Origin of the sequence: Parabacteroides johnsonii DSM 18315, assembly GCF_025151045.1 — a bacterium.
GTDB classification, from domain to species: domain Bacteria; phylum Bacteroidota; class Bacteroidia; order Bacteroidales; family Tannerellaceae; genus Parabacteroides; species Parabacteroides johnsonii.
Genome location: NZ_CP102285.1, coordinates 2,613,541 through 2,626,337 on the forward strand (window position 1 = coordinate 2,613,541; position 12,797 = coordinate 2,626,337).

12 protein-coding genes are annotated in these 12,797 nt (G+C 45.6%); 5 read left to right on the forward strand and 7 right to left on the reverse strand.

Going from position 1 to position 12,797, the window contains the following annotated elements:
* Positions 1-123: 123 nt before the first annotated feature.
* On the forward strand, positions 124-1,305 hold the full coding sequence (locus NQ564_RS10715; protein WP_039848247.1) for a glycosyltransferase: 1,182 nt from the start codon (positions 124-126) through the stop codon (positions 1,303-1,305).
* 40 nt (positions 1,306-1,345) lie between these two features.
* Here the strand turns inward: NQ564_RS10715 and NQ564_RS10720 are convergent, their stop codons facing one another.
* The 7 genes from NQ564_RS10720 to NQ564_RS10750 all read right to left on the reverse strand — a co-directional run bounded on the left by NQ564_RS10720 (position 1,346) and on the right by NQ564_RS10750 (position 9,324).
* Positions 1,346-2,590: an ABC transporter permease gene (locus NQ564_RS10720; RefSeq protein ID WP_008155016.1), complete on the reverse strand. Its 1,245-nt coding sequence runs from the start codon at positions 2,588-2,590 to the stop codon at positions 1,346-1,348.
* Positions 2,591-2,677: 87 nt separating this feature from the next.
* Complete coding sequence (locus NQ564_RS10725; protein WP_008151010.1) at positions 2,678-3,877, reverse strand: pyridoxal phosphate-dependent aminotransferase; 1,200 nt, start codon at positions 3,875-3,877, stop codon at positions 2,678-2,680.
* A gap of 137 nt (positions 3,878-4,014) precedes the next feature.
* A complete protein-coding gene (locus tag NQ564_RS10730) occupies positions 4,015-4,914 on the reverse strand; it encodes a YitT family protein (protein WP_008151011.1) in 900 nt (299 codons plus the stop codon).
* A 137-nt stretch (positions 4,915-5,051) separates the two neighbouring features.
* Positions 5,052-5,408 carry a hypothetical protein gene (locus tag NQ564_RS10735; RefSeq protein ID WP_005640785.1) on the reverse strand — a complete coding sequence of 119 codons (357 nt, stop codon included), beginning with the start codon at positions 5,406-5,408 and terminating at the stop codon, positions 5,052-5,054.
* A 310-nt stretch (positions 5,409-5,718) separates the two neighbouring features.
* Complete coding sequence (locus NQ564_RS10740) at positions 5,719-6,252, reverse strand: methylated-DNA--[protein]-cysteine S-methyltransferase (RefSeq protein ID WP_008151016.1); 534 nt, start codon at positions 6,250-6,252, stop codon at positions 5,719-5,721.
* Positions 6,253-6,259: 7 nt separating this feature from the next.
* Positions 6,260-7,435 carry an MFS transporter gene (locus NQ564_RS10745; RefSeq protein WP_039848248.1) on the reverse strand — a complete coding sequence of 392 codons (1,176 nt, stop codon included), beginning with the start codon at positions 7,433-7,435 and terminating at the stop codon, positions 6,260-6,262.
* A gap of 5 nt (positions 7,436-7,440) precedes the next feature.
* Positions 7,441-9,324, reverse strand: a complete 1,884-nt coding sequence (locus tag NQ564_RS10750) for an ABC-F family ATP-binding cassette domain-containing protein (RefSeq protein WP_008151020.1) — start codon at positions 9,322-9,324, stop codon at positions 7,441-7,443.
* 346 nt (positions 9,325-9,670) lie between these two features.
* Here NQ564_RS10750 and nhaD point away from each other — a divergent pair, with 346 nt between their 5' ends.
* Genes nhaD through NQ564_RS10770 form a run of 4 tightly spaced genes read left to right on the forward strand, consistent with a single transcriptional unit; the run spans position 9,671 to position 12,747 of the window.
* The gene (gene nhaD, locus NQ564_RS10755) at positions 9,671-11,101 is read left to right on the forward strand and encodes a sodium:proton antiporter NhaD (RefSeq protein WP_008151024.1); all 1,431 of its coding nucleotides are present in this window, start codon (positions 9,671-9,673) and stop codon (positions 11,099-11,101) included.
* A gap of 45 nt (positions 11,102-11,146) precedes the next feature.
* Positions 11,147-11,785 carry a hypothetical protein gene (locus NQ564_RS10760; protein WP_129650092.1) on the forward strand — a complete coding sequence of 213 codons (639 nt, stop codon included), beginning with the start codon at positions 11,147-11,149 and terminating at the stop codon, positions 11,783-11,785.
* A 12-nt stretch (positions 11,786-11,797) separates the two neighbouring features.
* Complete coding sequence (locus tag NQ564_RS10765) at positions 11,798-12,154, forward strand: arsenate reductase family protein (RefSeq protein ID WP_008151029.1); 357 nt, start codon at positions 11,798-11,800, stop codon at positions 12,152-12,154.
* Positions 12,154-12,747: a uracil-DNA glycosylase family protein gene (locus NQ564_RS10770; RefSeq protein ID WP_039848284.1), complete on the forward strand. Its 594-nt coding sequence runs from the start codon at positions 12,154-12,156 to the stop codon at positions 12,745-12,747. Before NQ564_RS10765 ends, NQ564_RS10770 begins: the two co-directional genes overlap by 1 nt.
* Positions 12,748-12,797 lie beyond the last annotated feature (50 nt).

Sequence of the window (12,797 nt, forward strand, 5' to 3'; positions counted from 1 at the left end):
TGGCGCTCTGTTAACTATTTGACAGGGGCAAAGATAGCCTTTTATATAGATCGGCAACCATTTTACGGCGATAAAATCAAAAATCATCCGTACATTTGCACTACCAAAGACAATATAATATCGATGAGCGAAAATTTACTTACATTCTCTACCCTTGAACTACTCCTGGCAGGAATTACAGGTGTGTTGTTTATCATACAAATACTTTATTATCTGGTTACATATGCACGCCCGTTACGTGCCGCAAAGACAGCCGAAAGCACGGAACAGGCTACGGTGGACAAAGAAGCCCAACCAGTCTCTGTCATTGTTTATGCTCACGGCGAACCAGAAGATTTACGCAATAACCTGCCGGTATTGCTGAACCAGGATTATCCGGATTATGAGGTCATTGTTGTCAACGATGGTTCCGATGCCGACAGTGAAGACATTTTGAAACTATTTTCAAATGAATACAAGAACCTCTATTATACATACGTGCCTGTAGACACTCAATACCTGAGCCATAAAAAACTTGCGCTCACTATGGGGATCAAGGCTGCCCGACATGACATCCTCCTTTTCACCGAAGCAGACTGCCGTCCGATCAGTCCTAAATGGATCAAGGCAATGGTCAATTCCTACAATACCGAAACAGATATTGTTTTAGGTTTTTGCGCGTATCGCCATACAAAAGGGTTCCTACACAAGCTCATTGCTTATGATAACCTGACCAATGGGTTACAAATGATATCTTCGGCCCTCTCCCATCATCCTTTCACCGGAAACGGTCGGAACCTTTCCTATCGCAAGAAACTATTCTTTGACCACAAAGGTTACTCCAAGTCCCTCAACCTTCATGCCGGAGCAGATGATCTGTTCATCAACGAAGTCTCGAATTCCACCAATACACAAGTACAACTCTCGTCTGATTCCATCATCGAGATGAACAAAATAGAGGATTCCGGAACCTGGAGAGAAATGAAAGCCTCCCGCTCCGCCACCAAACGTTTTTACAAAGGATGTTCCTTAACTTTTTACCGGATGGAAATCGTCAGTTATCTATTTTTCGGAATTGCGGCAATTTCCACCTTCATCGCCGGGCTTTTAGGAAACTGGCTACTTTCGATACTGGCAGGATTACTTTTGATCTTCCGGTTCACAGTCAAAGCGTTCGTTTATAAAAAATCAGCTCTACTCCTGCAACAAAACCCGTTGACCGTCTGGCTTCCCTTGCTGGAAATCGCTCAACCGGCCTATGACATATATGTCCGTATCTACAGAATGTTCAACGGGAAAAAAGATTTTACCAATAATGTAGCATAAAACAATATGCCAATCAGACAATATACCAATTGGCACATTATTATTCAAACCGAATACTTTTTGCCGGATGGATTTTAGTTATCAGATAAGAAGGTCCGAGCATCATTAACATAGCAGCGGTCAATGTACCGATGTTCAGCAAAACAATGGAAAAGACGGTCAAGTCGATAGGAACCGCATCCAAATAATAAACGGACGGATCGAGCTTTACAACACGAAAATAAGATTGAACGAGGCAAAGTACGATTCCGATCAAATTGCCCCATATCATCCCTTTTCCAATCAGAAAAAAGGATATATAGAGGAATATCTTGCGGATACTGGTGTTATTTTCACCCAAAGCTTTCAAAATACCGATCATGTTCGTCCGTTCCAAAATAATAATCAACAGCCCCGAAATCATGGTGAAGCCGGCAACGGCCAGGATCAGTACCAAGATCACCACCACGTTGATATCCTGCACCTCCAGCCAGTCGAATATCATCGGATTCAGTTCTTTGATGGAGCGGGTATAATATGTGTTGCCATTCCGGTCCTGCTTCTCGGCAATATCAAAATACAAATCTTCGGCAATCCGGTCCAAATGATCATAATCAGCCACTTGCAATTCCAAACCGCTCACCTCGTCGGGTGCCCAACCATTCAAGCGGCGTATCTGACGGATATCAGCTATCACAAACAGCTTGTCATAATCGACAAAACCCGTTTCATAAATACCTGTTATATGGAATTTACGGGCACGCACTTCATCCTGCACAAAATAAGTTAAAAAGGAATCACCCACTTTCAGGCCCAACAGATTAGCCAGATAACGGGAGATCAACACATCCGTAGACGCCTTATCGGTAGGAAGGGTGAACAGTTCACCCTCTTTCAAATTATTACGGAAAAAAGTCCAGTCGTAGTTCTCATCTACTCCTTTCAGGACAATCCCCTGAAAGTCGGTATCTGTTTTCAGGATTCCCGGCTTCGTAGCAAAAGCCTCCACATGCGTAATGCCCGGAAAAGCTTTCAAGTAATCCAGCAACGAGTCGCTTACAGCAATCGGAGTCGATTCATAGGAAGCATTATTATCGAAGTTCGTGATCTGGATATGAGAGCCGAAACCGATCACCTTATTCCGGATCTCCTTCTTAAAACCAATGACTATAGCCACCGAAAGGATCATGACAGCCAGTCCCAAGGCTATTCCGATCATAGCAATACGAACAACAGGAGGAGTAGCCTGCCGGTTTCCCTCTTTGCTGAAATAGATACGTTTTGCTATAAAATACTCTAGGCTCAAAGCAATAGACAATTAACTATTGACAACTGACAATTTTGGATTGACAGGTTTTAATTGTCAATTATTCATTGTCAATTATCAATTCATTTATACTGTTTTCCCCGGATATGCCTCCAGCGCCTTCTGAAGCACCACGAGTGCCTGCGCCAGGTCTTCTTTTTTCAGAACGTAAGCCATACGGACTTCATTCTTCCCCAGCCCCGGGGTCGTATAGAAACCGGAAGCCGGGGCCATCATAACCGTCTGCCCTTCATATTCGAAATCACTCAAGCACCAGGCACAGAACCTATCAGCATCATCCACCGGTAATTTGGCTACCGTATAGAAAGCTCCCATCGGAATCGGAGAATACACCCCCGGAATACGATTCAAGCCGTCGATCAAACATTTACGCCGTTCGACATATTCATCATACGTCTCACGGGCATATTCTTCGGAAGCATCCAAAGAAGCCTCGGCTGCAATCTGACCAATCAGCGGCGGACTCAAACGGGCTTGACAAAACTTCATAACGGCATTGCGGACCTCGGCATTCTTTGTGATCAGCGCACCGATACGGATACCACATTCCGAATAACGCTTCGACACCGAGTCGATCAGCACAACATTTTGTTCGATCCCTTCCAAATGACAAGCGGAAATATAGGGTGAACCGGTGTATATAAACTCACGATACACCTCATCCGAGAACAGATAAAGATCATATTTCTTTACGATATCCCGTATCTGGTTCATTTCACGGCGAGAATATAAATACCCGGTCGGATTATTGGGGTTACAGATCAAGATCGCTTTAGTACGCTCATTGATCAACTCTTCGAATTTTTCTACTTTCGGCAGAGAAAAACCTTCCTCGATCGTCGTCGTTACCGTACGGATCACCGCCCCCGCCGAAATGGCAAAGGCCATATAGTTGGCATAGGCTGGCTCAGGCACGATAATTTCATCACCCGGATTCAGACAACTCAGGAAAGCGAACAATACGGCTTCCGAACCACCAGTCGTAATGATAATATCATCCGCCGCCAGATTTATATCATACTTCTTATAATATCCTACTAATTTTTCACGATAGCTACGATATCCCTGACTGGGACTGTATTCCAACACCGACCGATCGATCGTCCGGATCGCATCCAATGCCGCTTGCGGGGTAGGCAGGTCAGGTTGACCGATATTCAAGTGATAGACATGAACACCTCTCTGTTTGGCAGCATCAGCCAACGGGGCAAGTTTCCGAATTGGGGAAGCCGGCATATCGACTCCTCGTTGTGAAATATTAGGCATTACTATTACGGTTTGTTTTTAGAATGAGGCAAAGGTATACATTTTAGTTGAAAGTTGAAAGTTGAAAGTTGAAAGTTGAGAGTTGAAAGTTGAGAGCGAAAATAACTTTCAACTTTCAACTCTCAACTTTCAACTCTTTAAATTCCCGGACGCGGTGAATCCTTACTTGCATGCATAGTCGAGATAAAGGCATTCGGGTCGATTTCCTTCACTTCATCTTTCAGGCGGGGCAGGTCTTTACGTTCGGCAATGGTAAAGATGATCTCTTTTTCCTTTCCTTCATACATACCGCGACCATGCAGGAAAGTACCGCGCATCCCCATCTTTCCGACAATCAGTTCTTTTACCTCTTGCGTTTTCTTCGAAACGATAAACACCGCCCGGTTGGGATTCTCGGTCTGAAACATTTCCACCACTTTTCCGAATACGAAGATAGCAAACCAGGAGTACAAAGGCACCGCCCAATCCTGGAATACAAGCAACCCCAACATCACCACAGTCGAGTCTATGACGATAATCATATTGCTTACCTTCAAATTAGAATTTTGGGCGATCACACGGGCCAACACATCCGTACCGGCACTCGTACTCTGCGCACGGAACACACACGTCACTCCAAGTCCTAAAATTGCGCCACCATAAAAACAAGCAATAAAACTGTCATTCTCAACCAAAGGCTGATTGGCAAACAGATATGAAAAACTATCTGTAAAAATGGATATCAAGACAAAAGTCACAATTGTTTTCGGCCCCGATGCCAAACCAAGTTTTTTCATGGCCAAAAGTAACAAAGGCACATTAAAACAAAGAGCAGTCGCTCCCATCGGCAATCCTTCGGGCATAAAGGAGAAAAGCCCCTGCGTCACGTGGTGCAAAACAATCGATATACCATACACCCCTCCCGGTACGATTTTATAAGGTGCAAGAAATAAACTGTAACTAAGTGCCTGTAAAAAAGCACCGATAACAATCAAAGTGTAGTCTGCTACATTTTTTCTCAGCGTGGTATTAGAAACCAGATTAAGCGGTTGTTCCATGTTTGCGTTGCTGTTCGATTTTTGTGTTGTTCATTATTTGTTAAAACAGCGCAAAGATAGATAAAAAAGAAGAGATTGTACACATAAAGCATACAATCTCTCCCGCTATCAAAAATAACCTGATTCAGATTGAATTATCAGAAATTCAAAGTGCGGTTATTGTTATTTGTCACATTCAACAGAACCACATATTTGCGATACTGTTCCGGTGTAAGAACCTTCTTCATCAACTTCAGATTTCCATAAACAGCCTGACGCATCTTTTTGTCACGCATTTTTTCACTTGCCCGGAGACTTTCTCCCTGCATATCCAGAAAATACTCGTTGATATTTGCTACTTCATTGGCCTGATAAGAGGACAACTGCAAATAGTTGCTCAATTTTTCAAAGTTAATAGCAAACGGTTCTTTACTTACATTGTTACGGTTCTCGCGTGCAAAACCCATTGTTGCACATAATAAAACGGCTGCAACAGCCATACCTAAACGTCTCATAATACCTAAACATTAAATTGTTAAACCTAAACACAGGGGCCATCTGCCCCTTTCTTTTTACCTTTTATCTTTTCGTTACTACAAATATAACAATATGTTTTATAACATTGTTCTTGAATATACTCAAATATTGTTAACGATTAGCAAATTGGATATTGTTTAACAATTAAGAAATCTTTTTGAAGTACAAATGCAATATTTACTACAAATAAGATACCATATTCTTTATTAATAGACCAAATTAATAAATGCTCCGGCATTAATGTCGAAAACTCCGTTATGGCTACTTGCAAACCAGACGACCTTCTATTTACAGAGCCAGCCTGGGTTGGGACTCCAATTCAAGCAAGAACTTTTTAGCCGAAAGCCCGCCGCCGTAACCTGTCAGCGAACGATCACTGCCGATCACCCGATGACAGGGTGCGAATATCGATATGGAATTTGCGCCGTTGGCATTGGCAACCGCACGGACAGCTTTGGGCATACCGATACGCAAGGCCATTTCTCCATAAGAGACCGTCTTTCCGAAAGGTATTTTCAACAGTTCGTTCCACACAGCCTTTTGAAAGTCCGTACCAACGAAAAGAAGCGGCAGATCGAACTCTTTACGCTTTCCGGCAAAAAACTCGTCGAGTTGCCTTGCTGCTTTCTCAATTACTTCCGATGTGCCAACCTCGAATTCGGCACACAGCATCCGTTTCAACCGCCGGTCTACATGATCGCGATGTTTTTCCACCTGCCAGTCACATAAGCAGAGTTTATCACCAAACGAACCGAGCAACAGCAGGCCGCAAGGCGATTCGTAATGTTGTACCTTAATACTATTGTTTTTCTCTTTCTTCATAATAAACTTATACTAATAATTTATGCTTCTCATACGAGGGCCTCACCCAACGCAGATAAACGCCAAGCGAAGCCAGGCAACAACCGGCTCCCACTCCATAGGCCACAGCCAATCCGGCACAGGAAGCGATAAAACCGGCCGAAAGCATTCCAATACCGACCCCAAAATCAAAAGAGGTCAGATAAGTAGAGGTCGCCGTACCGCGCATATTATGCGGAGCGACATTGACAAAGAGGCATTGGAAAGCCGGAACCCCTACTCCGTACCCGATGCCAATCATCAAGGCGCAGGCAAAGAAAACCCAAGACTGGTGGACAGTCGCAAACACGGTAAACGTCACCAGCAAGCAGACCGAAGAGCAGACCGACACCCAATGTATCTTCCCATGATCGACCAATCTGCCGGAGATCAGGCGCGACGTTCCTACTCCTATCGCCATATAAATAAAGAAATAGCCCGGATCGGCCACCTCTATTTCCTTTCCGTACAAAACAACAAAAGAGGTAATCATCCCATAAGGAATAGCCACCAGGATATAAGCAAGCGCAGCCGGCAACGCCTTCACCAGGATAAAACGGTCGAGGGAAAAATGCGGCCGCGGCACCTTTTCCCGCTTCGGATAGCGGATCAGGCAAACCGAACCGACTCCGATCAAAGCCGCCGCCCAACCGATCGAGACAACCGGATGAAACCCGCCTTTCCCATAGATGGCAACGGCCACCAACGGTGCCAGCGACATCGCCAGGTTGATCGTCAGACCGTAAAACCCCATTCCTTCGCCGCGCCGGGAGGAAGGGATCACATCGATCGCAATCGTATTTCCGGCAACCGAAGTCAACCCCATAAAGCCACCCTGAATGAAACGGACAGCCATAATAGTCAGCATCGTCGTGGCGATCAGATATCCTCCGAACATGAAAGCAAAAACAAAGAAGGCGAAAAGGTATAACGGCTTACGCGAAAAACAATCCACTAAAAAACCCGAAAAAGGCCGGACACAGAGCAAGCCGATCGTATAGCTGGACAAAGCGATCCCCACACTCGCCGTATCGATTCCTAAAACTTCCACCAGATAGACCGGCATCGTCGGCATCAACATATAAAAAGAGAAGTTCATCAGGAAATAGGAAATACAGCATTGCACGAAATTCCGGTTCCACAATATGGGTTTATGATCTTCCATTTTATTCACGCCAGCTCGCTTAATTCCAGCCAGCGCATTGTCTTTTCGTCTATTTCTTCTATTACTTTTGCGATTCGTCCGGATTTGGCCAGCAGCTCGTCATTACTCAACATGCCACTGCTCATGGCCGTTTCTAACTCGGCTTTTTCGGCTTCGAGCTGAGGAATCTCGACTTCGAGCGCTTCAAACTCCTTGCGTTCCTTGAAAGTCAGTTTCTTTTTCTGCTCCTTTTCAGGACGCGGCGTTTTTTCCACAGCAGAAGCCATTTTTGCCTGGCGTGCCGCTTCAGCCTCTTTTTCCAACTGGTCCTGCACCTCTTTCCATTCACGATATTGCGTGTAGTTGCCCGGAAAATCCTTTATATCGGCATTCCCCCGGAACACCAGCAGATGATCAACCACTTTATCCATAAAATAGCGGTCGTGCGACACGACGATCGCACATCCTTTGAAATTACGCAGATACTCCTCCAGCACGTTCAACGTGACGATATCCAGGTCGTTCGTCGGCTCGTCGAGCACAAGAAAGTTCGGGCTACGCATCAAGACCGTGCAAAGATACAAACGGCGTTTTTCTCCCCCACTCAGCTTGTAAACGTAGTTATGCTGTTTCTCCGGAGCAAAAAGGAAATAGTTCAGGAACTGTGAAACACCCATCTTCTTCCCGTCACCCAAATCGACATATTCCGCGATATTCTGGACCACATCGATCACCTTCATCTGCTCGTCGAACTGGAGGCCGTCCTGACTGTAATAACCGAACCGAACCGTTTCGCCCACGTCAAAACGGCCACTGTCAGGCTCCACTTCCCCCATCAGCATCTTGATAAAAGTGGATTTTCCCGTTCCGTTATTCCCGACAATCCCCATCTTTTCGTAACGGGCGAATACATAATTGAAATCTTCCACGATCTTCAGATCACCGAAACTTTTCGAGACATGCTCCGCCTCGAAAATCTTCGATCCGATATACGAAGCCTTCACATCCAGATTGACGTTACCGGCCTCATGCTGCTGTTTGGCTTTCTTTTCCAGCTCGTAAAAAGCATCGATCCGGTACTTCGCCTTTGTCCCGCGAGCCTGCGGCTGGCGGCGCATCCAGTCGAGCTCCTTACGAAGCAGGTTGCTGGCCCGATCCACCTCGGCATTCAACGCATCCATCCGCTCCTGTCGTTTTTCCAAATAATAGCTGTAATTCCCCTTATACTGATAAATCTGTTTCCGGTCTATCTCGATAATCTCGCTACAGACACGGTCCAGAAAATAACGGTCGTGCGTCACCATCAAAATACTAATGTTCGCGCGAGAAAGATATCCTTCCAACCATTCAGTCATTTCCAAATCCAGGTGGTTGGTCGGCTCGTCAAGGATGATCAGTTCGGGATCGGTGATCAGTACGTTTGCCAAAGCCACCCTTTTCAACTGCCCACCGGAAAGCGTTTCCACCTTTTGGTCGAAATTATAAATCTTCAGCTGTCCTAAAATCTGCTTGGCACGCTGTTCATAATCCCAAGCTTTCAGGTTATCCATCCTGAGCAGGATATCTTCGAGGTTAGAATGATCACCGCTTGCCATCGCCTGTTCATATTCGGCAATCAGACGCACTGTCTCGTTCGGAGAGTAAAAGCACGCTTGCAAAACGGTCAGGCCATCCGGATAATGCGGCGTCTGTTCCAGGTAGCCAACCCGAAGATCGTTTCGGAACACAACAGCCCCGCTGTCATAATCCTCTTTTCCGGCTATGATATTCAGCAAGGTCGTTTTCCCCGTACCATTCTTGGCTATCAGTCCGACCTTCTGCCCTTGCGCGATTCCGAAAGTGATATCTTCGAATAAGATCAAATCGCCGAAGCTTTTCGTCAACTTATCTATTTGTAAATAGCTTATCATATATTCATATCTGCTTTAAATGCAGGACAAAGATACAAAAAGATCAGGCACGGCGGATGGTATTATTTTGTATAATTCATGCCAGTCTAATTTGTCTTCGCCAATGTCGTGCATATTTTCGACGTTGTCGTGTATATTCCCGACATTGTCGTTTATATTCTCGACATTGTCGAAAACAAATTACATAAGCATCCGCGGGGTAACTTCCCTGCATGGAAACTCCGGTTGCCCTGCGACGATTTAAACATATATGCCGGACAAATCTAAACAATCACCTTAACAAAGGTGTTTCTCTCATAATAAATTCTTAATTTTGTCACGTTGAATTAAATTTAATAAACATACTATGTTGACAACAATGATCATCGTGTTCCTGGTCGGATATTTGCTTATTGCCCTGGAACATCCGCTAAAAATCAATAAAGCGGGAACAGCACTCCTGACCGGAACAATCCTTTGGGTTTTATATACATTGGGAGCTCCTCAATTCATTCCGGCCGCTTCTGCCGAGGAATTTAAACTTTTTTTAGACGCATTCCCGTTCATGAAGGATCTGCCCTACGCAGACCAGTGCATCCGCTTCGTCATCGACCATCAGATATTGAGCAGTATCGGAGAAATCGCAGAAACATTGGTTTTCCTGATCGGAGCGATGATTACCGTTGAATTGATCGATTCGCACGGAGGTTTTCTGTTCATCACCAACCGGATCACGACCAACAGCAAGCGGAAATTGTTGTTCGTCATCGCCACGATCACCTTCTTCATGTCGGCAGTCTTAGATAATTTGACCACCTCTATCGTGATGGTGATGTTGATCCGGAAATTAGTCGGCGACTACAAAGAACGCTGGGTTTTCGGCAGTATTATCGTGATCGCCGCCAACAGCGGCGGAGCTTGGTCGCCCATCGGTGACGTGACGACTATCATGCTATGGGTAAGAGGAAACATATCGACTGCGGCGACCATCCCGCATCTGTTTTTGCCGAGTTTCGTGTCGGCTTTAGTCCCGGTGCTGATCATCTCCCGCAGCCTGCACGGGAAAGTGACCCCTCCCAACGCTTTTGAGGAAGACCGCGGCAACCTTCTGCTAAAAGTATTGAAAGCGAACGAAAAACTGGCGATCCTCTGCATCGGCGTGTTTTGCCTGCTGTTCGTTCCGGTGTTTAAAACGATCACCCACTTGCCGCCGTTCATGGGAATTTTGATGGGAGTCGGTATCCTGTGGGTATTCACCGAATTGATGTACCGGAGAACTCCGATCAACGAGGATCTGAAACTCCGCTTATCGAAAGTTGTGAGCCGTATCGACGGAGCTACCCTGATGTTCTTCCTCGGTATCTTGCTGGCTGTAGACGCACTGCGTTGCAGTGGTGTTCTGGGTAGTTTTTCCCTCTGGTTGGACGATACGATCGGCAACGTATATGCTGTTAATCTGATTATCGGAACACTCTCTGCCATCGTCGATAACGTTCCGCTCGTCGCCGGTGCTATCGGCATGTATCCTGTTGCCTCGGATGCGATGGTTGCTACGGCCGCCGACCCGGCTTATATGGCCCATTTCGTACAAGACGGCGTGTTCTGGCAATTCCTCGCCTACTGCGCCGGAGTGGGTGGCAGCATGCTGATCATCGGTTCTGCTGCCGGAGTCGTCGTGATGGGATTGGAAGGAATCAACTTCATCTGGTATCTGAAAAGGATCTCGTTGCTCGCCTTGGCCGGCTATCTGTCGGGAGCCGCTGTTTACATCCTGCAAAATGTACTATTAGGCATATAGAAAGATTCTTCCTATATTTGCCGGCAATAAATATAAATACACACAATGAATTTCATTTCCAAACTATTTAAAAAGAAAGAAGAAGAAGAAACAGAAGTCGTATCGAAAGGCTCCGTAGAAGAGTTCGTTACGTTGATCCGCGTGTATTACCAGGCGGTAATGGCTGTGCAGTTAGGTATCACCAACCTCAACATATTGAACGACATGGCGTTGTTCAAGCGGATGCTTAAGATTCCGACCCAAAACAACAAGTTGGGTATAGCCGAGAAATCCCGTTCCCGTAAAATCCTGATGCAGGAATACGGACTGAACGAAAACTTCTTCAAGGAAATCGATGCCTCTATCAAAAAGAACTGTAGGACGCAGAACGACATCAAATCCTATTTCATCATGTACCAGGGGTTCAACAACGATCTGTTCTCCCTGCTCGACAACCTGATGCAATGGAAGTTCCGCTTCTCCATGCTGGTGAAGAAACTATTATATTCGCAAACGCAGAAGACCATCCACGAAATCGTGACCCGTTCAGAATGGAAAGATGTCGGCGTTCAGAAAGTCGCCTGGAGAATACGTAAATACAAAGAAACACTCGGATATTCGGAAGAATGGATGACCGACTTCGTGTACAATGTCGTGCTGATGGCCAAAGAAGATGCCAAAAGACAAAAGAAAGAAGGAAAATAATATCGTAACCGTATGAGCTACTTGTTTTTAGAATATCCGAAATGCAGCACCTGCCGAAATGCAAAAAAGTGGCTGGATGAGCACAAAGTAACGTACGAGGACCGCCATATCATCGACCGGAATCCTTCCGTCGAAGAACTGACGAAATGGATCGGACACAGCAAATTGCCACTGAAAAATTTCTTCAACACCAGCGGATTGGTTTATAAGGAGATGAAATTGAAGGACAAGCTGCCCGCGATGAGCGAAGCGGAACAGATTGCATTATTGGCTTCGGACGGCAAATTGATCAAACGCCCTCTGCTGATCAGCGAAGATCAGGTTTTGGTCGGTTTCAAACCGGATGAATGGAACAGTCGGGTAAAATAATGAAAACACCAGTCACTCAGCCGGTAGAACAGCATCCGTTAGGGTTCTTCCTTCCGGAAAACACGAAATTATTGATGCTGGGTAGTTTCCCGCCTCCGCGTGTGCGCTGGTCGATGAATTTCTATTATCCGAATATCCAAAACGACATGTGGCGGATACTCGGACTGATCTTTTATAACGATAAAGAATATTTCTTAGAAACTAAAAAGGCTTTCAGTGAAGAGAAAGCAAAAGCTTTCTGTCGGGAAAAAGGAATAGGAATCGGTGATACCGCCGTGGAGATCATCCGGCTTAAAAACAATGCCTCGGATAACTTCCTACAGGTTGTCACCCCGCTTAACCCGGCTGAAGTATTGGCAAAAATACCAGAATGCGAAGCAATTGTCGTAACGGGACAAAAAGCGATGGACACCCTGATAGCCATGCTCCCTCCAGTTGAAGAGCCCAAAGTCGGCTCCTACTCCCGTTTCACCCTGTCGGGCCGCATTTTCCGCCTCTACCGTATGCCTTCTTCCTCACGTGCTTATCCCAAGCCTTTGGAGGAAAAGGCGGCAGTGTATAAACGGATGTTCGAGGATTTAAGAATGGTGTAATGGTTATTTCGTAGGGGCAGGGCTCTGCTCTGCCCATTGAATCCGGGCAA